We start from the raw sequence: 19,638 nt of genomic DNA on the forward strand, positions 1-19,638 counted from the left end.
GAAGCGGTCAACTCTCTGCGAGCCTCAGACCAGCGGACGTCCGGCGCGCAAGCGGCGGCGCAGGTCCCAGAGGCAGAGGTTGAAGGGGAACCGCCGCACCGCCGCCGGCAGCACGCGGGTCACCCGGCCGAGCGCGGCGAGGAACGCGTCGAACCGGCGCTGGTCGGCGGCCGTCCACGGCAGGCGCATCTCGTCGCGGAAGCGCTGCGGCAGGAAGCCCGTCGTGACGAAGCGGTGGAACCGCCGTCCCGGCGCGGCGACGGCGGGGTGCAGGAACCGCAGGTCGACGATGTCGGTGAGGTAGCGGCGGACGGTGTCGTCGACGCTGACCTCGGCGAGCCCGGCCGCCCAGTACTCCTCGAAGGCCGCGCGGTCGGCGGGCCACATCTCCGGATGGACCTGCAACGTCGTGCCGAGCGCCGCGGCCTCGCCGTAGAAGTCCGCCGGCTCGCCGCCGACGAACGCGAGGTAGACGTCCTCGAAGCCCTTGTAGAGGCAGGCGGCGACCCACAACTGGAGGTCGGTGTCGAAGGCGTCGTAGGCGACGGGGCTTTCGGCGTTCGAGTGCACCTGGGCGTGGGCCCGGTTCACGCCACGCCGGTAGGCGGCGCGCTCGGCCTCGGTCCCCATGGTGGCGACGGCGAGGTAGGTCAGCGTGGTCCGCGTCCGCTTCGCCGGGTGGCGGAAGAGGTTCCCGCTGTCGACCTTGCTCTCGAGCACGCCGTACCCGACGGGGGCGCGGGAGAGCTGCATGATCACGTTCGCGCTGCCGGCGAGCAGCCCGGCACCGACGACGGCGTCCTGGAGCGCGGTGTCCGTCACGTCCTCCAGGGAACGACACTGTTGACGACGTGTCAAGAACGGTAGCTCGCCCGGGCGAACATCGTCAGCGCCCGCGCGAACGCCGCCGGCGCCGAGCTGCCGCCCGAGCGATCGCGCGCCACCACCAGCACCGCGTGCCGCCGCCCGCCCTCAAGAGCGGTAGCTCGCCCGGGCGAACGCGATCAGGGCTCGCGCGGCCGGGCTCAACGGGCCGTCGGTGCGCCATGCCAGCGCCAGCACGCCGCGCAGTCCCGGCCCCGCGATCGTGACGACCCGCAGCTCCGCCTCGTGGTAGCGGGCCAGCGACTCCGGCACCACCGCCACCCCCAGCCCCCGCTTCGCGAGCTGCACCAGGACGTTCGGGTCGGCCGCCTCGAACGCGATCCGCGGCGTCAGCCCTTCGCGCGCGAACGCGGCGTCCAGCGCCGTGCGCAGCCCGGTCCCCTTCGGCAACGCCATCAGCGGCGGCCCGGCCAGGTCGGCGATCGCGACCTCGGCGTGCTCGGCCAGCAGCCCCGAAGTCACCGCCACGAACGGCTCGTCGATCAGCACCTGCGTCGCGATGCCGGGCGGCGGCTCGGTCGACAGGCCGACCACCGCCAGGTCGAGCCGGCCTTCGCGCAGGGCCGCCAGCATCGTGTCCGAGTTCGCCTCGGACAGCGTGATCTCGACCGCCGGGTAGCGCTCGTGGAAGCGGGCGAGCAGGTCGGGCAGCTTCACCGGGCCCGCCGACGTCACCGCGCCGATCGCGACCTGGCCGCGGACCAGGCCGGCCAGCTCGTCGACGGCTTCGCGCACCCCCTTCACCGCGGCGAGCGCGGCCCGCGCGTGGGGCAGCGCCGCGGCGCCGACGTCGGTGAGCCGGACCGTGCGGCCCGACCGGTCGAGGAGCTCCTGCCCCAGCTCGCGCTCGAGTCGTTTGACCTGCGCGCTCACCCCGGGCTGGGCGACGTGCAGCCGTTCCGCCGCCCGCGTGAAGTTGCCTTCCTCGGCGACGGCGACGAAGTACGCCAGCTGGTGCAGTTCCATAAGCACTGATTCTAGTAAGTAGACACACCAGATCTTGGACTTCTGGCGAGCGCGGCTCGAAGCTGAAGACATGCAGACATTCCGACCCGGCCAGGATGGTTACGCCGAAGAGATCGCCGGTTTCCAGACGTCCGTGCCCACCCGACCCGCGGTGGTCGTCGCCGCCGAGACCGCCGACGACGTCGTCGCCGCGGTGAAGTACGCCGCCAAGCACGACCTGTCCGTCTCCGTCCAGTCCACTGGACACGGCTTGACCGCCGGCACCGACGGCCTGCTGATCAGCACGCGCCGGATGACCGACGTCAAGATCGACGGAGACATCGCCCGGGTCGGCGCCGGCGTCCGCTGGGGCGCGGTGATCGAGGCCGCCGCGAAGCACGGGCTGGCTCCGCTGAGCGGCTCGTCGCCCGACGTCGGCGTCGTCGGCTACACGCTCAGCGGCGGCTTCGGGCTGATGGCGCGGCGGTTCGGCCGCGCGGCCGACCACGTGCGCGCGATCGACGTCGTCACCCCCGGCGGCGAGCTCCGCACGGTGACGCCGGGGTCCGAGCTGTTCTGGGCGCTGCTCGGCGGCCGCGCCGGCTTCGGCGTCGTGACGGCGCTGGAGTTCGGCCTGGTCCCGGTGGCCGAGCTGTACGGCGGCGGGCTGTACTTCGACGCCGCGGACCTGCCGGCGGTGCTGCGCGCGTGGCGGACGTGGGCGATGACCGTGCCCGACGAGCTGACGACGTCGATCGCCGTGGTCCCGATGCCCGACTTGCCGTTCCTGCCGGAACCGATCCGCGGGAAGCACGTCGCGAACATCCGGATCGCCTACCTCGGCGACGACGGCGACTCGGTGGTGGCGCCGCTGCGAGCCGCCGCGCCGGTGCTGCTGGACACGCTGAAGCGGTTGCCGTACACGGATTCGGGGTCGATCGCGAGCGACCCGCCGCACCCGCACCCGTACCACGGGACGAACGCGACGGTGGAGGTGCTGAACGACGGGATGCTGAGGTCGATCCTCGAGCACGCCGGCCCGGGCGCGCCGGTGGAGACGGTGCTGATCATCGACCGCCTCGGCGGCGAGCTGGCCCGCCGCGCCGCGGACGGCGTCGGCTGGGACTCGGCGGCGGAGTTCGTGGTGCGGGCGCTGTCGGTGGTCGAGGACGGCGTCGAGCCGATCCGCCGCGCGCACGCGAAGCTGTTCGACGCGCTGGCGCCGTGGTCGACGGGCCGGCTGCTGCCGTTCCTCTACGGCGAGCACTCCGCCGCGGAACTGGCGGCGGCCTTCCCCGCCGGGGACGTCGCCCGGCTGAAGCAGCTCAAGGCGAAGTACGACCCGGCGGGGAGGTTCGGCTGAAGCCTCAGCGCTCGAAGACGACGATCGGGATGAGCCGCGTGGTCTTCGTCTCGTACTCGGCGAAGCCCTCGGCGTGCGCGACCATGCCGGCGTAGAGGCGGTCGCGCTCGGCGCGGTCCTCGATCACGGTGGCGGTGGCCTCGAAGGTCTCGGTGCCGACCTCGATGGTGACCTTCGGGTTGGCGACGAGGTTGTGGAACCAGGCCGGGTTCTTCGGGGCGCCACCCATGGACGCGGCGACGACGAGCTTGTCCCCGTCACGGGTGTAGACCAGCGGCGAGAGGCGTGCCTGCCCGCTCTTCGCGCCGATCGTGGTGAGCAGGAGCACGTTCTTGCCCTCGAAGTAGTTGCCGACCTTGCCCCCGTTGGCCCGGAACTCCTCGACGACCTGGGTGTTGAAGTCGTTCATGTCGGCTGGCGTAGTCATGGGATCCCCTGTTTCTGGCCGGTACGCTCGTTCGTGCCCCGAGGTAGGCTCGGGAGACGAGAAGCCTTTGCTTTGCAAACAAAGCTACCGACGGGAGGTGACCGGTGTCAACGCAGGGCGGGTTGAGCCTGGAAGACGGCGTGCGCAGGCTCCTGCTGCTGATGCCGCGCCTGGTCGGCCGCGCGAAGCGGACACCAGTCCCCGTCGAGCTGAACGGCTGCGCGCTCGCGCCGCGGCACCTTTCGCTGCTGTCGATCCTGCTGTTCGACGGCCCGATGACGGTGACCGAGCTGGCGGGACGCCTGGAGGTCGCCCCGACGACGGCGAGCCTGATGGTCGGCGACCTGAGCCGTCAGGGCGTGCTGAACCGCGACGAGGACCCGGCGGACCGTCGCCGCACGATCGTGAGCATCACCCCGGAGCGGCGCCCGGCGGTGGACGCGTGGCTGGCCCGCGGCGCGCAGGCGTGGAGCAACGCGCTGGCGCCGCTGACGCCGGCCGAGCGTCAGCTGGTGATCTCGACGCTGGAGGCCTACGAACACGGCACCTGCGAAGGCCCCGTCTGCTAGCTCAGTCCTCGGTGCCCTTGTCCCGGGCCAGCTTCCGCTGCGCCTCCGCGCGCTCGCGGCACTTGCGCAGGAACTCGTCGTCGTCGTCCGCGCTGCCGGCCGCGAACCGGCCCGGGCGGTCGTACTCCGGGTACGCCGGGGCGTTCCGCTCGTACGGGCCGCGAGCCCGCGTCACCTGCTGCGGCCGCCCCGCGACCAGCCAGATGATCGAGCCCACCAGCGGCAGCACCAGCACGACGAGCAGCCACAGGCCCTTCGGCAGGTTGCGGCAGGACGACTCGTCCGTCGTGATCACGTCGACCAGGCAGAAGATCCACAGCCCGAGCGTGACGATGCCCAGCAATCCATCGAAATACAGCATTCCGCGCGCCTTCCCCCAAGAAGATGAACGCGGTAAGTAGTAGCAGAACCCCGCCGCGGGTCAGCCGCGGGTCGCCCGCAGCGCGCCGGTCGCGAGCGCGATCGCGTGTGCCGGCCCCGGGCACTCGCGCGCGCCCGCCCCGAACGGCCTCCCGGCCAGCGGCACCAAGACGTCTTCGCCGTTCACCCGGCGCCGGGTGTGCGACACGGGCGGGTCCGCGTCCAGCACTTCCGCCACCGCGTCCTCGGGCGTTTTTCCCTTTCGCACCAGCGGAATCGCGGTGCCGATCAGCTTGGCCGTGGCTTCGCAGGCCTGGATCAGCAGGCCGATCCGCGCGGCGACGAGCTCGTCGGTGGTCCCCCCGCACGCCGCGACCAGCCGTCCCAGCGCGGCTTCGGCTTCGGTGGTGCCTTCGGACGGCGTCACGTGCGGGTGGTAGACGGCCGCGACCGCGACGACGTCCGAAGGCACCACCGGCAGGCCCAGCTCGCCCGCCAGCACGCCGACGACGACCGAGCGGGCATCGCCGGCCGTCTCGGATGCCTTGCGCCGCAACACGTCCGGATCGACGTCGGCCAGGAGCGACACGGCGAGCGCCCGCCGCCGGACGTGGTCGGCACCGTTGCTGAACCGGCCGACCGAAGCGCGCAGCCACGCGACGCTCCCCGGAACGACATCAGTGGGCACCGGCGGAACGGGAGCGGAAAGCGAAGTCATGCGGCGAAGGTAGCCACGGGAAACGTCGGCGGCGGCCGAAGTGTCTACAGCAGCGAAGTCGGGAACCAGGTCGCCTGCGGACCAGCGCAGCGCGTGGTCCGCGGGACGGCGTGCTGGAACCACCACGCCTCGGTGACGCGGCCGTCCGGCAGCCGGTACGTCGGCGGCCCGCCGACGCGGGCGAGACCGGCGGCGAGCAGCGACCGCGCGCTCGCGACGTTGCCGACCTCGGCACCGGCCCGCACCCGCGGCAGGCCGAGGTGCTCGTGCGCGAGGGTCAGCCCGGCCGCGAACAGCACCCGGCCGTTGCCGCGCCCGCGGTAGTCCGGCGCGAGGTAGCCGCCGGTCTCGGGGCCGCCGTCCTCCCCGGTGTGCACGCTCACCAGCCCGACGCACCGGTTGGCCTCGACGTCGATCATCACGAGGTCGAGCGACTGCGGATCGGGCGAAACCCAGTCCGGTCCGGTCCCGGGCACGACGCGCAGCGCATCAGCCCGCGCCGACTTGGCGACGATCGAGTCCTGCTGCCAGCCGAGCCACCGCTGAGCGGCCGGATCACTACCGCAGGCAACGGCGGCGGCGTACTCCCAGGCGGTCGGCGTCCGGAACAGGAAACGCCCCCGACGCAGCACGTGGCCCTGCCGGTCGCAGGTCCGCTTGGTCATCAGACGCCCGCGGCGGGTGAGCCGGTCGAAGATCCCCTTGGTGGCTGGCAGCATCGCGGCGAAATCGTAGCGGAGCGATCGCCACGGGAGGCGTTATTGTGGCCCGATGACGGCCGTACCCGAGGCAACCGAACTGGACGGCTCCGGCCGTGCGGCCCAGCCTCGACAGCTCATCGTGACGGTGTACGGCCTCTACTCGCGTACCGAAGGCGGCTGGCTCTCGGTCGCTTCGCTGATCGACCTGCTGGCCGCCGTCGGTGTCGACGAGCCCGCCGTGCGCTCCTCCATCTCGCGGCTGAAGCGGCGCGGGATCCTCGAAGCCGTGCGCCGCGGGGCGACCGCCGGTTACGAGCTGTCCGACGACGCGCGCGAGATCCTGCGTGAGGGCGACGAGCGGATCTTCCGGCGCGGGCGCGCGACCGCCGCCGACGGCTGGCTGCTCGCCGTGTTCTCAGTACCCGAGACCGAGCGGCACAAGCGGCACCTCCTGCGCACCCAGCTCGCGCGGATGGGCTTCGGCACCGCCGCCTCCGGCGTCTGGATCGCGCCGGCGCACCTGCACGCCGCGACCGCGGAGGCGCTGACCCGGCTCGGCCTGGCCGGGTACGCCGACCTGTTCCGCGCCGACCACCTCGCCTTCGGCGACGTCCGGGCGAAGGTCCGCGACTGGTGGGACCTCGACCGGCTCGACGGGCTGTACACGACCTTCCTCGACGAGCACGGCCCCGCGCTGCGCCGCAAGTCCGGGACCGACGAGCAGGCCTTCGCCGACTACGTCCGCGTGCTGACCGGCTGGCGGCGGATGCCCTACCTCGACCCCGGCCTGCCCGCGGAGTTCCTGCCCCGCGACTGGTCGGGCATCCGCGCGGCCGAGCTGTTCTTCGAGCTGCACGCGAAGCTGGAGGGTCCGGCCCGGGCGTACGTCGCGAGGTCGATCAGCTTCGGCTGACGACCGCGAAACCCTGCACCTCGACCAGGGCCTCTTCGTCCCAGAGCCGGTCGACGCCGATGCCTGCCATCGCCGGGTACTCGGTGCCCGCGAGGCGCTTCCAGACCCGGCCGATCTCGCGCGCGTGCGCCCGGTAGTCCGCCATGTCGACGATGTAGATCGTCACGCTGCACAGGTCCTCCGGCGCACCTCCGGCCGCGCGCAGCGACGTCAGCAGGTTGCCGAGCGCGCGTTCGAACTGCTCGACCACGCCGTCACCGACGATCTTGTTCGACGCGTCCAGCGCCGTCTGCCCGGCCAGGAAGACGACGCGCCCCTCGGCCACCACCGCGTGCGAGAACCCGGACGGCTTGCCCAGCTCCGGCGGGTTGATGCGTTCCATGCGGGACACCGTACGCCATCTATCGCGTTATTGACGGTCGTAGAGGTGACGACATACCCTGGTCGGCGTGCGTATCGCGGTCATCGGTGGCGGCCCGGCGGGTCTGTACTTCGCCGCGCTGGCGAAACAGCTCGGTCCCGGACACGAAATCACCGTCTGGGAGCGCAACGCGCCGGACGACACGTTCGGCTTCGGCGTCGTGTTCTCCGACGAGACGCTCGGCGGCATCGAGCACGCCGACGCGGCGGTGCACGAGGCGATGCGCGCCGAGTTCGCGCGCTGGGACGACATCGACGTCCACTACCGCGGCACGGTCACCACCTCGGGCGGCCACGGCTTCGCCGCGATGAGCCGCAAGCGCCTGCTCGGCATCCTCCAGAACCGCTGCGCCGAGCTCGGCGTCGGACTGCGCTTCCGCGAAGAGGCGCCCGCCGACCTCTCGGGCTACGACCTGGTCGTCGCCGCCGACGGCGTCAACTCCGCGGTCCGCGCCAAGCACGCCGAAACGTTCCGGCCGAGCGTCGAGACCCGCCGGTGCCGCTTCATCTGGCTGGGCACGGACCTGGTGTTCGACGCCTTCAAGTTCTACGTCCTCGACACGCCGGCCGGGATCATGCAGATCCACGGCTACCCGTACGGCCGCGACGGCAGCACGTTCATCCTCGAGGTGCAGGAAGACGTCTGGCAGCGGACGTTCGGGCCGATCGCGGCGGCGTCGCTGCCTCCTGGCCAGAGCGACGAGAAGTCCATCGCGCTGATCCGCGAGCTGTGCGCCGACGTCCTCGGTGGACACCGGATCATGGCGAACAACTCGAAGTGGATCTCGTTCGGCACCGTCCGCTGCGAGACGTGGGTGCACGGCAACGTCGTCCTCCTCGGCGACGCCGCGCACACCGCGCACTTCTCGATCGGCTCGGGCACGAAGCTGGCGATGGAGGACGCGCTCGCGCTGGTCGCCTGCCTGCACGAAAACGACGGCGTCGCCGAGGCGCTCAAGGCGTACGAGCTGGAACGGCGTCCGGTCGTCCAGTCGACGCAGCGTGCCGCGCAGGCGAGCCTCGAGTGGTTCGAGAACATCGCGCAGTACGCCCACCAGGAGCCGCCGCAGTTCGCGTTCAACATCCTCACGCGCAGCCGCCGCGTCACCTACGACAACCTGCGCCTGCGCGACCCGGAGTTCGCGGCCGAGCTCGACCACTGGTTCGCGGCGTCGCTCGGCACGACGTCGCGGCCGCCGATGTTCCAGCCGTTCAAGCTCGGTTCGCTGGAACTGCCGAACCGGATCGTGGTGTCCCCGATGGACATGTACTCCGCTGTGGACGGTGTCCCGGGCGACTTCCACCTGGTACACCTGGGAAGCAAGGCGCTCGGCGGCGCCGGGCTGGTGATGACCGAGATGGTCTGCGTCTCGCCCGAAGGCCGGATCACCCCCGGCTGCGGCGGGCTGTACACCGCGGAACAGGAAGCCGCGTGGAAGCGCGTCGTCGACTTCGTGCACACGCAGTCCCCCGCGCGCATCGGTGTCCAGTTGGGACACTCGGGACGCAAGGGCTCGACGAAGCTCATGTGGGACGGCATCGACGAGCCGCTTCCCGCGGACAACTGGGAAGTCTGCGCGCCTTCCGCTTTGGCGTACTCCGACCGCAACCAGATCCCGCGCGAGCTGTCCACTTCGGACATGGCGGCGATCCGCGACGAGTTCGTCGCCTGCGCTCAGGCTGCCGCCCGTGCCGGGTTCGACGTCCTCGAACTGCACTGCGCGCACGGCTATCTGCTGTCGTCGTTCCTCTCGCCGCTGACCAACCAGCGCCGTGACGACTACGGCGGCTCGCTGGAGAACCGGCTGCGGTTCCCGCTCGAAGTCTTCGACGCGGTCCGCGCCGCCTGGCCCGCCGAGCGGCCGATGACCGTCCGGATCTCGGCGACCGACTGGGCGGAGGGCGGCATCGACGCCGACGACGCCGTCGAGATCGCCCGCGCCTTCGCCTCCCACGGCGCGGCCGGGATCGACGTCTCGACCGGCCAGGTCGTCTGCGACGAGAAGCCGCAGTACGGCCGCAGCTACCAGACGCCGTACGCGGACCGGATCCGCAACGAGATCGGCGAGGAGTACGGCATCGCGGTGATCGCGGTCGGCGCGATCTCCTCCTACGACGACGTCAACTCGCTGATCCTGGCCGGACGTGCGGACCTCTGCGCGCTGGGTCGCACGCACCTCTACGATCCACAGTGGACGCTTCACGCAGCGGCCGAGCAGGGCTACGCGATGCCGTGGCCGAAGCCGTTCGCGGCGGGCAGCCGGAAGCCGCAGTCGGGCCGCACCGACGGCCCGGAGCCGCGGCTCGACCTCGTCCGGTCGGGGCCGACCGGCACGTCCCATGCACGCTGGCGACCGGGAGCTTCGTCATGACTTTCGCCCTCGACGCCGGCCAGCGGACCTTCGCCGCGGACGTCCGGCGCCTGGCCGAGGACCGGTTGCGCCCGCTCGCCGAATCCGGTGCGGAGGGTGCGGTCAACCGCCCGCTGCTCAAGGAGATGGGGTCGCTCGGCCTGCTCGCGCGGCTCTTCCCCGGCGTCGCCGAAGGAACGCCGTCACGTCAGGCGGCCGCGACCGACCTGTGCATCCTGCGCGAGAACCTCGCCACGGTGAACACCGAGGCCGAGACCGCGTTGGCCTTGCAGGGACTGGGAAGTTACCCGATCCTGCAGTCCGGACAGGACAGTCAGGTCGCGAAGTGGCTGCCCGCGGTGGCGGCCGGTGACGCGGTGGCGGCGTTCGCGCTGACCGAGCCGGACGCCGGTTCGGACGCGGCCGCGCTGTCGCTCTCGGCGGAATCCGACGGCGACGGCTGGCGCCTCACCGGCGAGAAGATGTGGATCTCGAACGCGCCGGAAGCCGACTTCTACACGGTTTTCGCGCGCACCACGGAAGGCGCGGGCTCGCGCGGCGTCAGCGCGTTCGTCGTCCCCGCCGACCGGCCGGGACTCGGCGGCGAACACCTGGACCTGGTCAGCCCGCACCCGATCGGCACGGTGACGTTCGACGGCGTCGAGGTCCGGCGCGAGGAGCTGCTCGGCGAGGAGAACCGCGGCTTCGCGGTGGCGATGCGGACGCTGGACCTGTTCCGCCCGAGCGTCGGCGCGTTCGCCGTCGGGATGGCCCAGGCGGCGCTCGACGCCACTGTGGACTACACCGGGCAGCGGGAAGCCTTTGGTGGCCCGCTGATCAAGCAGCAGGCGGTGGCGCACGCGCTCGCCGAGATGGCCACCCGCACCGAAGCGGCCCGGCTCCTGGTCTACGCGGCCGCGGGCGCGTACGACGCCGGCGAACAGAACCTCGGCGGCCGCGCCGCGATGGCGAAGCTGTTCGCCACGGAAGCCGCGCAGTTCGTCGTCGACTCGGCGGTCCAGCTGCACGGAGCCCGCGCCTTGCGACGCGGGCACCTGCTCGAACACCTCTACCGCGAGGTCCGCGCGCCGCGCATCTACGAAGGCGCGTCGGAGATCCAGCGGACGATCATCGCACGGTGGCTGGCTTCTTCGCGGGCCGGCGGTCCAGCCACCACTGGCTGAGCAGCAGCAACGTGAGCACGCTCATCGTGCCGGCCAGCGTCGAGGCGGTCTGGAAGAGCACCGCGTCGTCGGGGTAGTGCGGGGCGAGGGCGATGAACGCGATCGGGGCGTAGACCCGGCTGAGCAAGGTGTTCATGGCCATCGCGAAGCTGCGGATCATCCACCGCCGGTGGTCGGCGTACCGGTGCTGCCGGATCGCGCGGAAGCCGGCGATGGTGAACCCGAGCCACAGCAGCGCCGCGACGACGTTCAGCACGCCGGCCGCCGGGCCGAACGGGCTGAACAGGGCGATGGTCAGCGCCATCAGCGCGGACGGGATCGCGCCGCCGAAGACGTAGACGCGGCCGATGCGGCGGTGGGCGACCGGGTGCGTGCGCCGCAGCCACGGCCAGACCTGCAGGATCACGCCGACGATGGCGATCGTGCCGAAGAGGATGTGCGCGACCAGGAACCCGTAGTGCGCGGCGAACCCCGGCGGCGCGGGAACGCGGGACTGCGCCGGATCCAGCGTGAGGTAGGGCGGCACCGAGAAGGCGAGGAAAGCGGCGACCAGCAGCGCCAGCGGCGCGATCCACGGCCGCCGCCACCACGTTTTCGTCTCGGGCAGGACGGTCGTCATCGCACGCTCACCTGCTTCTTCGCGGGCCGCCGCTCCAGGATCAGCTGGCTGACGATCAGCGCGAACGCCAGCCCGCCCCAGGACGAGAGGGCCCCGACGCTCTGGCCGTAGGCGAGTTCGCTGCCGCCGAAGGTGGTCGGGATCTGCGGTTCGAGCACGATCATCGCGATCGGCGAGATCACGCGGTTGACGATGATCGAGAAGGTCAGCGTCACGCTGCGGATCATCCACTTGCGGTGGTCGCCGAAGCGGCGTTCTCGTACGGCTCGCCAGCCGGCGAGGGTGCACCCGATCCACAGCACCGCGGCGAGCACGTCACTGACCCGCGTGACCGGGCCGAACGGGCTCTGCGACCCGATCGTCAGCGCCATCAGCCCGGAGGGCAGCACGCCGGCGAAGACGTACGCGCGGCCGGCGTAGCGGTGGACCACCGGGTGCGTCCGGCGCAGCCACGGCCAGATCTGCAGGACGGCGCCGATCATCGCGACCGAGCCGAAGACGACGTGCCCGACGAGGAACCAGTAGTGCGCCGGAAACCCCTCGGGCGCCGGCACCCGCGACTGCGCGGGGTCGAGCGCCAGGTAGGGCGGCAGCGAGAAGGAGAGGAAGGCGAGCACGACGAGGGCCAGCGGGCCGATCCACGGCCGTCGCCACCAGGCCTTCGTGGCCTTCGTCGTCGTGCTCGGAACGGGCCTGGCCGCTGTCCGGACCGCCATGGTTCCCCCTGTCCGTGGTTCGGGATCTTGCCCGACCGACGTTAGGGGTGTTCAGGGGTGGCCAACCATGGTGCCGACCACCGGCGCGGGGGTGGGGCCTACCCCACCCCCGACCGGGTGACCGTCAGCTACCGCGGACCCGCCGCACGGTGTCGCGGTAGAAGTAGCCGCTCTGCTTGATCGTGCGCTCCTGCGTCTCGTAGTCCACGCGGATCAGGCCGAACCTCTTCGCGTACCCGTACGCCCACTCGAAGTTGTCCAAAAGGGACCATGCGAAGTACCCGCGCACGTCCGCCCCCGCCGCGCGGGCCGCCGCCACGGCCGCGATGTGCGAGGCCAGGTACGCCGTGCGCTGCTCGTCGCGGACGAAGCCGGCCGAGTCCGGGTCGTCGTCGAACGCCGAGCCGTTCTCCGTGATGTACATCGGGAGGCCCGGGTAGTCGCGGCCCAACCGGGTCAGCAGCTCGGTGAACTTGTCCGGCAGGATCTCCCAGCCCATCGCCGTCGTCGGTTCGCCGAACGGGACCGTCCGGGATGCCGGGACACCCTCGTCGTCGACCGCGTTGCCGGACTCGTCCACGCCCGAGAACTGCTGGCCGAAGTAGTAGTTCACGCCCAGGAAGTCCAGCGGCGTCGAAATGACCGAAAGGTCGCCATCCTGAACCGGAAGACGAACCCCGCGCGAAGCCAGGTCCTCGACCACGTCCGCCGGGTACTCGCCGCGCACCAGCGGGTCCAGGTAGATCCGGACGCCGAGGCCGTCGGCCTGACGGGCGGCCCGGACGTCCTCCGGGGAGTCCGTCGCCGGGTCGGCCGTGCACATGTTCAGCGTGATGCCGAACTCCGTGTCCGCCGGGGCGGCCTCACGCATCCGCTGCGTCGCGAGACCGTGGCCCAGCAGCAGGTGGTGCACCGCGTGCAGCCCGGCCGTGTAGTCCCGCCGCCCCGGCGCCATCACGCCGTGCACGTACCCGTGCATCGCCGAGCACCACGGCTCGTTCAGCGTCGTCCAGTGGCGCACTCGATCGGAAAGCCGGTCGAACACCAGCATCGCGTAGTCGGCGAACCGGTACGCCGTGTCACGCGCCGGCCAGCCGCCCGCGTCCTCCAGCTCCTGCGGCAGGTCCCAGTGGTACAGGGTCAGCCACGGCGCGATGCCGCGCTCGAGCGTCTCGTCCACCAGCCGCTCGTAGAAGCCGATGCCCGCCTCGTTGACGCCGCCGCGGCCCCGCGGCTGGACGCGCGGCCACGCCACGGAAAACCGGTAGGTGTCGGCACCCAGCTCGCCGACCAGCCCGATGTCCGCCGGCATCCGGTGATAGTGGTCGCACGCGATGTCACCGTTGTCATTGTTGTCGATCGCCCACGGGACCTGGCAGAAAGTGTCCCAGATGGACGGTGTGCGCCCGTCTTCCGCGACCGCGCCTTCGATCTGGTACGCGGCGGTCGCCACGCCCCAGCGGAAGTCCGGCGGCAGCGTGTCGATCAGCGCCTGCTGTTCGGCGGTCGCGGCTGTGGTCTCGGTCAAGGCGGGTCTCCTCCAGGTGTACCGGACAGGACAGACGGCGTTCAGTGGGTGGTGACCGGGTGCAGGAAGCAGGCCACTTCCCGCGAGGGGTCACCGCCGGGCAAGCCCAGCTCGGGCACCTTCGAGTCGCACGGCTCGAAGGCCTTGGGACACCGCGGGTGGAACGCGCAGCCGGCCGGCATGCCGCGCGTGTCCGGCGGGGAACCCGGGATCCCGGACAGCTCGCGGCGCGGCCCCCGCAGGGCGGGGAACGAGTTGAGCAGGCCGAAGCTGTACGGGTGCAGCGCGTCCCGGTAGAGCGCCGACGCCGGCGCCTGCTCGACGATCCGGCCGCCGTACATGATCGCGATCCGGTCCGAGAACTCCACCAGCAGCGAAAGGTCGTGCGTGATGAACAGGACCGAGAACCCGAGCCGCTCGCGCAGTTCCACGAGCTGGCCGAGGATCTGGCGCTGCATCACGACGTCGAGCGCGGTGGTCGGCTCGTCCATGATGACGACCCGCGGCTCGAGCGCCAGCGCCATCGCGATCATCACGCGCTGGCGCATGCCGCCGGAGAGCTGGTGCGGGTACGCCTCCAGCCGGTCGGCCGAAATCCCGACCAGCTTGAGCAGGTCGCGAGCCCGCGCCACCCGGCCCGCGCGAGTCGACTTCGGCTCGTGCGCCTTGATGACGTCAACGAGCTGGGTGACGACCTTGTGCACCGGGTTCAGCGAGTTCATCGCACCCTGGAACACGATGGACGTCTCCGCCCACCGGAAGTCGCGCAGCTGCTTGTCGGACAGTCGAAGGACGTCGTAGGGCTCGCCGCCCGCCGGGTGATAGATCACTTCACCGCCGCGGATCACACCCGGCGGCGCGAGCAGCCGCGTCAGCCCGTAGGCCAAAGTGGACTTCCCGCTGCCGCTTTCCCCGGCCAGGCCGAGGACTTCGCCGCGGTGCAGCGTCAGGTGCACGTCCCGGACCGCGCGCACGGCCTCGTCGCCGACGCCGTAGTCGACGTCCAGGCCCTTGATCTCCAGGACCGGGTCCATCATGGCTGTTCCTCCCGCCCGAGCACGGGCGTGAAGCCCACGCGCATGCGATGCGTCCGTCCGTCGGCGCCCTTGACGCGCGCCTTGCCGCTGCCGCGCAGCCGCGGGCTGACGAACTCGTCGATGCCGAAGTTGAGCAGGGACAACGCGGTGCCGAGGATCGCGATCGCCAGACCGGCGGGCACGAACCACCACCACGCGCCCTGCGCGAGGGCCTGCTGGCTCTGCGCCCAGAACAGGATCGTGCCCCAGTTCCAGTTGGACAGTCCCGAGACGCCGACGAACGCGAGCGTGATCTCCGACATCACCGCGAAGATCACCGTGCCGACGAAGCTCGACGCGATCACCGCGGTCAGGTTCGGCATGATCTCGAAGAAGATGATCCGCCACGTCGACTCGCCGGTCGCGCGGGCCGCTTCGACGTATTCCCGGCCTCGCAACGAAAGTGTCTGGGCCCGCAGGACTCGCGCACCCCACGCCCACGACGTGAACCCGATGATCACCGCCACCAGGTAGTCGCCGCCGGTGGGCACCGCGCTGCCGATGATGATGATCAGCGGCAGCGCCGGGATCACCAGGAACACGTTGGACAGTGCGGAAAGCCCTTCACCGGGCGTGCCACCGAGATAACCGGACGTCACGCCGACGATCACGGCGAGGATCGTCGCCACGATCCCGGCGGTCAGTCCGACCAGCATGACGCTGCGCGTGCCGACCACCACCTGGCTGAAGATGTCCTGGCCGAGGTGGGTGGTGCCGAACCAGTGCCGGCCCGACGGCCCTTCCAGCAGATCGTTGCTGCGCGCCGACGGGTCGTACGGCGCGATCCACTCCCCGATGACCGCGATCAGGACGAAGAAGACGATGACGGCGAGGCCGGTGACGGTCTTGCCGCCGGTGAGGAACCGGAACCGGCGCCGGCGGGCCGGTGTGGCGACCGGCAGGGCCTGCACGGCCTTGACGTCCGCCGCGGGTACGGCCATGTCAGCCCTCCTTCCGGGTACGCGGGTCGAGCGCGAGGTACGCGACGTCGGCGAACAGGTTCGCCACCAGCACCGACAGCGTGATGATCAGGAAGATGCCCTGCATCAGCGGGTAGTCCTGCGAGCCGACCGCCTGGAACAGCTGGTAGCCGACGCCCGGGTAGGAGAAGACGATCTCCACCAGCAGCGTGCCGCCGACGATGAACCCGAGCGCCAGCGCGAAGCCGGACACGCTCGGCAGCAGCGCGTTCCGGGCGGCGTACCCGACCATCACCCGGCGTTCGGGCAGGCCCTTGGCGTGCGCGACGGTGACGTAGTCCTCCGACGCGACGGTGACCATCATGTTGCGCATGCCCAGGATCCAGCTGCCCATCGAGCTGATCAGGATGGTGATCGCGGGCAGCAGGCTGTGCTGGATCGCGCTGCCGATGAACCCGCCGTCCCAGCCGGGCACCACGCCGGGGTCGTAACCGCCGGACGACGGGAAGAAGCTGCCCGGACCGGCCAGCAGAGCCAGCGCGATCAGGCCGAGCCAGAAGTACGGGATCGACGAGAGGAACGTCGTCACCGGCAGCAGGCCGTCGACCCACGAGCCGCGCTTCCAGCCGGCGACCACACCGAGCCCGGTGCCGAGCGCGAAGCCGACGATCGTGGTGATGCCGACCAGGATGATCGTCCACGGCAGACTGTCGCCGATCAGCTCCGACACCGGCGACGGGAAGAACGTGAACGAGATCCCGAGGTCGCCCCGGAAGAGCTGGCCCCAGTAGTCGAAGTACTGGGAGATCAGGCTTTCGTTCTTGTCCAGTCCGAAGAGCGTGTACAGCGACTGCATCGCTTCCGCGCTGATCATGCCCTGGTTCTTCGCGATCAGCGACTGCACCGGGTCACCCGGGATCAGCCGCGGGATGAAGAAGTTGATGGTGACGGCGGCCCACGCGGTGAAGAGGTAGAAGGCCAGCCGTTGCAGCAGGAACCTCATCGGGCGACTCCGTCGTACAGCCAGCACGCGGCCCAGTGGCCGGGCGCGTCGTCGACCTCGAACCGCGGCGGCAGGTCGGTCTTGCACCGCTCCATCGCGACCGGGCAGCGCGGGTGGAACCGGCAGCCCGACGGCGGGTCGATCAGGCTCGGCGGCTCGCCGGCCCCGCGCTCGGCGGGCACCTCACCGGGTGCGAGCTCGCTGTCGTCGACCTGCAGCCGGTCCGGGTCGGGCGCGGAGTCGATGAGCAGGCGCGTGTACGGGTGCGCCGGGTTCTGCGTGATGGTCTCGCTGTCGCCGCCTTCGACCATCCGGCCGGCGTACATCACCATCGTCTCGTCGGCGAAGTAGCGCGCCGACGCGATGTCGTGGGTGATGTACAGGATGGCGAGCTGCAGGCGTTCCTTGAGGTCCCGCAACAGGTTCAGCACGCCGAGCCGGATGGAGACGTCCAACATGGACACCGGCTCGTCGGCCAGCAGCGCCTCCGGGTCGGCGCCGAGCGCCCGCGCGATCGCGACGCGCTGGCGCTGCCCGCCGGACAGCTCGTGCGGGAACTTGTCGACGTACCGCTCGGGCGGCGTCAGCTGGACGCGGGAGAGCAGGTCGTGCAGCGACTTCTCGAGGTCGTCGCCCGCCCGGCCGTGGATCTTCAGCGCCCGCGTCAGGTGGTAGCGCACGGTGTGCACCGGGTTCAGCGACGCGAACGGGTCCTGGAAGATCATCTGGACCCGCCGGGCGTACGCGCGGAACGCCCGGCCCCGGTGGATGTTCACGGTCTCGCCGTGCAGCCGGATGTCGCCGCCGGTGCGCGGGTAGAGGCCCGCGAGCAGGCGGGCGACCGTCGACTTGCCCGAACCGGACTCCCCGACCAGCGCGGTGACCCGGCCCCGGCGGAGCGTCAAGGTCACGTCGTCGACGGCCTGGACGGCACGTCGCGGGCCGGTGAGGGCCGCGCGCCCGCGTCGCCGCACCGGGAAGTGCTTGGTGAGGCCCGCGGCCTCGAGGACCACGGGGAGGTCCCCCTCCGACCCGACGGCGATGGGGTCGGAGGGGGACTGCTCGGTCGTTGCCACGGACTCCGCCATCGATCAGGCCGCGGGCTTCAGGTGCAGAACGATGTCGAGCGCGTTGCGCAGCGTGGGCTGCGCCGGGCCGTACGGGTTGGCCTCGTCCGGCCAGCCGACCCAGTTCTTCGTGCTGTACTCGCCACCGGAGTTGGCCGCCGAGGTCGGGACCATCGGCTGCTGGTCGATCATGATCTTCTGCAACGTCGCCATGGCGGCGGTGCGGGCGGCGTCGTCCTCGGCGTTGGCGTAGGTCTCGAGCGCCTTGGTCGCCTCGTCGTTCTTGAAGCGGCCGTAGTTGCCGTTGATGCCACCCTGGCCGGTCGGCTTGTAGCGGCTGCCGTCCATGACGTCGCGGTACATGTCGTACGGCGTCGCACCGTCGTTGGTCCAGTGCATCAGGCCTTCGAAGTCACCGGTGTCGACCGACTTGATCCACGCGTCCTGGTTCATCTTCTCGACCGTGGCGGTGATGCCGATCTGCGAGAGGTTGTCCTTGATGATCTCCAGGTCGGTGATGTAGTCCGACCAGCCGGACGGGACCGTCAGCTTGAGGGTGACCGGCTTGCCGCTCGGGTCGGCCAGCTTGTCGCCGTTGAACTTGTAGCCCGCGCCGGTGAGCAGCGACTTGGCACCCGGGACGTCGACCTGGACCGTCTGGCCCTTGTACTGCGGCGCGATGAACGGGTCGCCCGCCGGCGTCGGGATGCCGGTGACCTGGTCGTTCTTCGGGTAGAAGTAGCCGGCCTCACCCTGGTTGAAGATGTCGTCGCGGTTGATCACCTTGCTGACCGCCTGACGCAGCTTCGCGTCGTTCCAGGGCGCCTTCTCGGTGTTGAACCACAGGCCGTGCACGGCCAGCTGCGCGGGGAACCACAGCTTGTAGTGCTGCGGGTCCTTGTTCGTGTAGACGGCCTTGTAGTTCGGGATGAAGACGAAGCTCCACTCCGACGCCCCGCTCACCAGCGCCGCGACCTGCGCGTTGTTGTCGGTGTAGGAGGTGTAGCGGATCTCCTTGACCTTCGGCGCTTCCTGCCAGTAGCCGCTGTCGCGCCGGGTGACGATCATCGTCTGCGGCGTGGCCGACTTGAGCGTGTACGGCCCGGTGCCGATCGGGTTCTTCACGGTGTCGAGCGCCGGGTCCTTGACGGACTGCCAGGCGTGCTTCGGCACGACGAGCGTCTGCAGGATCTTGACCTGGTTGACGAACTGCGAGTTGTCGAAGCCCAGCGTCACCTGGTTGCCGGCCGCGGTGATGTCCTTGTACGGGACGGCGTCGACGTTCAGCGCCTTGTTGTCGCGCAGCAGCTGGAACGTGTAGGCGACGTCCTCGGCGGTCATCGGCTGGTTGTCGGAGAACTTGACCCCGTCACGGACGGTCAGGACCAGCTTCTTGTAGTTGTCCGACCAGTCCCACTTCGTCGCGAGCCACGGCTTGCCGGGCTCCTGCGGCTTGACGCGGTTGAGCATGACCAGGGGCTCGTAGATCATCCACCGGTACCCCATGTTCGACAGGGCGGACGTCTCGAGGAACGGGTTGTTGTTCTCCGACTGCGGGCCGTCGGGCTTGCCCACGTTCAGCACCTGGTCCGGGTTGCTCTGAGCGGCGTTCGACGAGCTTCCGCCCGAACACGCGGTCAGGCCTCCGAGGGCCATCACGGCCACCAGCGCTGCGACGATGGAGCGCTTGACTCGCATCGTTCCTCCTAGTCATCGACGACGTGCGTAGGTGTCGACTGGTAGCGAGCCCCGACCGCCGGCGACCGAACGACGTCCCGAAGTCAACCCGGGTGACTCGGGTCACGTCAATAACACGGCGGTAACGTTTTGTACCTAAGTTTAAGTAATAAAAGAACTGGCGGTCTGGACCTGT

General features: G+C 70.6%; 20 protein-coding genes. 5 read left to right on the plus strand and 15 right to left on the minus strand.

All coding sequences use genetic code 11. The annotated features are described in order from the left end of the window. Positions 1–24: 24 nt before the first annotated feature. Both ACZ7PG_RS27790 and ACZ7PG_RS27795 read right to left on the minus strand, forming a co-directional pair. Positions 25–822 carry an oxygenase MpaB family protein gene (locus tag ACZ7PG_RS27790; RefSeq protein ID WP_470241988.1) on the minus strand — a complete coding sequence of 266 codons (798 nt, stop codon included), beginning with the start codon at positions 820–822 and terminating at the stop codon, positions 25–27. A 150-nt stretch (positions 823–972) separates the two neighbouring features. After that, positions 973–1,851, minus strand: coding sequence for a LysR family transcriptional regulator (locus ACZ7PG_RS27795; protein WP_470241989.1), 879 nt, complete (start codon positions 1,849–1,851; stop codon positions 973–975). Between the two features lie 70 nt (positions 1,852–1,921). On the opposite strand from ACZ7PG_RS27795, the gene ACZ7PG_RS27800 reads away from it, so the two are divergent. Continuing rightward, on the plus strand, positions 1,922–3,193 hold the full coding sequence (locus tag ACZ7PG_RS27800) for an FAD-binding oxidoreductase (RefSeq protein ID WP_470241990.1): 1,272 nt from the start codon (positions 1,922–1,924) through the stop codon (positions 3,191–3,193). 4 nt (positions 3,194–3,197) lie between these two features. Here the strand turns inward: ACZ7PG_RS27800 and ACZ7PG_RS27805 are convergent, their stop codons facing one another. Further along, positions 3,198–3,620, minus strand: coding sequence for a nitroreductase family deazaflavin-dependent oxidoreductase (locus ACZ7PG_RS27805; RefSeq protein ID WP_470241991.1), 423 nt, complete (start codon positions 3,618–3,620; stop codon positions 3,198–3,200). Positions 3,621–3,724: 104 nt separating this feature from the next. Between ACZ7PG_RS27805 and ACZ7PG_RS27810 the strand changes: the two genes are divergently transcribed. After that, positions 3,725–4,189, plus strand: a complete 465-nt coding sequence (locus ACZ7PG_RS27810) for a MarR family winged helix-turn-helix transcriptional regulator (protein ID WP_470241992.1) — start codon at positions 3,725–3,727, stop codon at positions 4,187–4,189. Between the two features lies 1 nt (position 4,190). Here ACZ7PG_RS27810 and ACZ7PG_RS27815 read toward each other — a convergent pair whose 3' ends face one another. From ACZ7PG_RS27815 to ACZ7PG_RS27825, 3 genes are read right to left on the minus strand one after another with little or no spacing between them, the layout of a single operon-like run. After that, positions 4,191–4,550 carry a PLDc N-terminal domain-containing protein gene (locus tag ACZ7PG_RS27815; protein ID WP_470241993.1) on the minus strand — a complete coding sequence of 120 codons (360 nt, stop codon included), beginning with the start codon at positions 4,548–4,550 and terminating at the stop codon, positions 4,191–4,193. Between the two features lie 60 nt (positions 4,551–4,610). Further along, positions 4,611–5,267: a cytochrome P450 family protein gene (locus ACZ7PG_RS27820; RefSeq protein WP_470241994.1), complete on the minus strand. Its 657-nt coding sequence runs from the start codon at positions 5,265–5,267 to the stop codon at positions 4,611–4,613. Between the two features lie 44 nt (positions 5,268–5,311). Further along, complete coding sequence (locus ACZ7PG_RS27825; protein ID WP_470241995.1) at positions 5,312–5,986, minus strand: GNAT family N-acetyltransferase; 675 nt, start codon at positions 5,984–5,986, stop codon at positions 5,312–5,314. Positions 5,987–6,038: 52 nt separating this feature from the next. On the opposite strand from ACZ7PG_RS27825, the gene ACZ7PG_RS27830 reads away from it, so the two are divergent. Further along, positions 6,039–6,881: a PaaX family transcriptional regulator gene (locus ACZ7PG_RS27830; RefSeq protein ID WP_470241996.1), complete on the plus strand. Its 843-nt coding sequence runs from the start codon at positions 6,039–6,041 to the stop codon at positions 6,879–6,881. Here the strand turns inward: ACZ7PG_RS27830 and ACZ7PG_RS27835 are convergent. After that, positions 6,868–7,263 (minus strand): RidA family protein, encoded by a 396-nt coding sequence (locus tag ACZ7PG_RS27835; protein ID WP_470241997.1) that lies wholly within the window; start codon positions 7,261–7,263, stop codon positions 6,868–6,870. The genes ACZ7PG_RS27830 and ACZ7PG_RS27835 overlap by 14 nt on opposite strands. A gap of 67 nt (positions 7,264–7,330) precedes the next feature. Between ACZ7PG_RS27835 and ACZ7PG_RS27840 the strand changes: the two genes are divergently transcribed. Then, positions 7,331–9,673, plus strand: coding sequence for a bifunctional salicylyl-CoA 5-hydroxylase/oxidoreductase (locus ACZ7PG_RS27840; protein WP_470241998.1), 2,343 nt, complete (start codon positions 7,331–7,333; stop codon positions 9,671–9,673). Next, positions 9,670–10,836, plus strand: a complete 1,167-nt coding sequence (locus ACZ7PG_RS27845; protein WP_470241999.1) for an acyl-CoA dehydrogenase family protein — start codon at positions 9,670–9,672, stop codon at positions 10,834–10,836. Before ACZ7PG_RS27840 ends, ACZ7PG_RS27845 begins: the two co-directional genes overlap by 4 nt. Here ACZ7PG_RS27845 and ACZ7PG_RS27850 read toward each other — a convergent pair. From ACZ7PG_RS27850 to ACZ7PG_RS27885, 8 genes are all read right to left on the minus strand, one after another. Next, complete coding sequence (locus ACZ7PG_RS27850) at positions 10,781–11,407, minus strand: DUF2306 domain-containing protein (protein ID WP_470242431.1); 627 nt, start codon at positions 11,405–11,407, stop codon at positions 10,781–10,783. The two genes, ACZ7PG_RS27845 and ACZ7PG_RS27850, sit on opposite strands and share 56 nt — an antisense overlap. 44 nt (positions 11,408–11,451) lie before the next feature. Then, complete coding sequence (locus tag ACZ7PG_RS27855; protein ID WP_470242000.1) at positions 11,452–12,171, minus strand: DUF2306 domain-containing protein; 720 nt, start codon at positions 12,169–12,171, stop codon at positions 11,452–11,454. 124 nt (positions 12,172–12,295) lie between these two features. Further along, positions 12,296–13,699, minus strand: a complete 1,404-nt coding sequence (locus tag ACZ7PG_RS27860; protein ID WP_470242001.1) for a GH1 family beta-glucosidase — start codon at positions 13,697–13,699, stop codon at positions 12,296–12,298. A 41-nt stretch (positions 13,700–13,740) separates the two neighbouring features. Further along, positions 13,741–14,736 (minus strand): ABC transporter ATP-binding protein, encoded by a 996-nt coding sequence (locus ACZ7PG_RS27865; protein ID WP_470242002.1) that lies wholly within the window; start codon positions 14,734–14,736, stop codon positions 13,741–13,743. Continuing rightward, complete coding sequence (locus ACZ7PG_RS27870) at positions 14,733–15,716, minus strand: ABC transporter permease (RefSeq protein ID WP_470242003.1); 984 nt, start codon at positions 15,714–15,716, stop codon at positions 14,733–14,735. The genes ACZ7PG_RS27865 and ACZ7PG_RS27870 overlap by 4 nt, the downstream gene beginning before the upstream one ends. Before the next feature lies 1 nt (position 15,717). Beyond that, positions 15,718–16,698, minus strand: a complete 981-nt coding sequence (locus tag ACZ7PG_RS27875) for an ABC transporter permease (protein ID WP_470242004.1) — start codon at positions 16,696–16,698, stop codon at positions 15,718–15,720. Then, positions 16,695–17,711, minus strand: a complete 1,017-nt coding sequence (locus ACZ7PG_RS27880; protein ID WP_470242432.1) for an ABC transporter ATP-binding protein — start codon at positions 17,709–17,711, stop codon at positions 16,695–16,697. The genes ACZ7PG_RS27875 and ACZ7PG_RS27880 overlap by 4 nt, the downstream gene beginning before the upstream one ends. A 78-nt stretch (positions 17,712–17,789) precedes the next feature. Continuing rightward, positions 17,790–19,463, minus strand: a complete 1,674-nt coding sequence (locus ACZ7PG_RS27885; protein WP_470242005.1) for an ABC transporter substrate-binding protein — start codon at positions 19,461–19,463, stop codon at positions 17,790–17,792. Positions 19,464–19,638: the final 175 nt, after the last annotated feature.

The organism is Amycolatopsis sp. NPDC114504, assembly GCF_055633595.1.

Coding starts and splice junctions, on each gene's coding strand:
- ACZ7PG_RS27795 (WP_470241989.1), bottom strand. CDS start 1,851: ATGGAACTGCACCAGCTGGCGTACTTCGTCGCCGTCGCCGAGGAAGGC.
- ACZ7PG_RS27800 (WP_470241990.1), top strand. CDS start 1,922: ATGCAGACATTCCGACCCGGCCAGGATGGTTACGCCGAAGAGATCGCC.
- ACZ7PG_RS27805 (WP_470241991.1), bottom strand. CDS start 3,620: ATGACTACGCCAGCCGACATGAACGACTTCAACACCCAGGTCGTCGAG.
- ACZ7PG_RS27815 (WP_470241993.1), bottom strand. CDS start 4,550: ATGCTGTATTTCGATGGATTGCTGGGCATCGTCACGCTCGGGCTGTGG.
- ACZ7PG_RS27820 (WP_470241994.1), bottom strand. CDS start 5,267: ATGACTTCGCTTTCCGCTCCCGTTCCGCCGGTGCCCACTGATGTCGTT.
- ACZ7PG_RS27825 (WP_470241995.1), bottom strand. CDS start 5,986: ATGCTGCCAGCCACCAAGGGGATCTTCGACCGGCTCACCCGCCGCGGG.
- ACZ7PG_RS27830 (WP_470241996.1), top strand. CDS start 6,039: ATGACGGCCGTACCCGAGGCAACCGAACTGGACGGCTCCGGCCGTGCG.
- ACZ7PG_RS27835 (WP_470241997.1), bottom strand. CDS start 7,263: ATGGAACGCATCAACCCGCCGGAGCTGGGCAAGCCGTCCGGGTTCTCG.
- ACZ7PG_RS27845 (WP_470241999.1), top strand. CDS start 9,670: ATGACTTTCGCCCTCGACGCCGGCCAGCGGACCTTCGCCGCGGACGTC.
- ACZ7PG_RS27855 (WP_470242000.1), bottom strand. CDS start 12,171: ATGGCGGTCCGGACAGCGGCCAGGCCCGTTCCGAGCACGACGACGAAG.
- ACZ7PG_RS27865 (WP_470242002.1), bottom strand. CDS start 14,736: ATGATGGACCCGGTCCTGGAGATCAAGGGCCTGGACGTCGACTACGGC.
- ACZ7PG_RS27870 (WP_470242003.1), bottom strand. CDS start 15,716: ATGGCCGTACCCGCGGCGGACGTCAAGGCCGTGCAGGCCCTGCCGGTC.
- ACZ7PG_RS27875 (WP_470242004.1), bottom strand. CDS start 16,698: ATGAGGTTCCTGCTGCAACGGCTGGCCTTCTACCTCTTCACCGCGTGG.
- ACZ7PG_RS27885 (WP_470242005.1), bottom strand. CDS start 19,463: ATGCGAGTCAAGCGCTCCATCGTCGCAGCGCTGGTGGCCGTGATGGCC.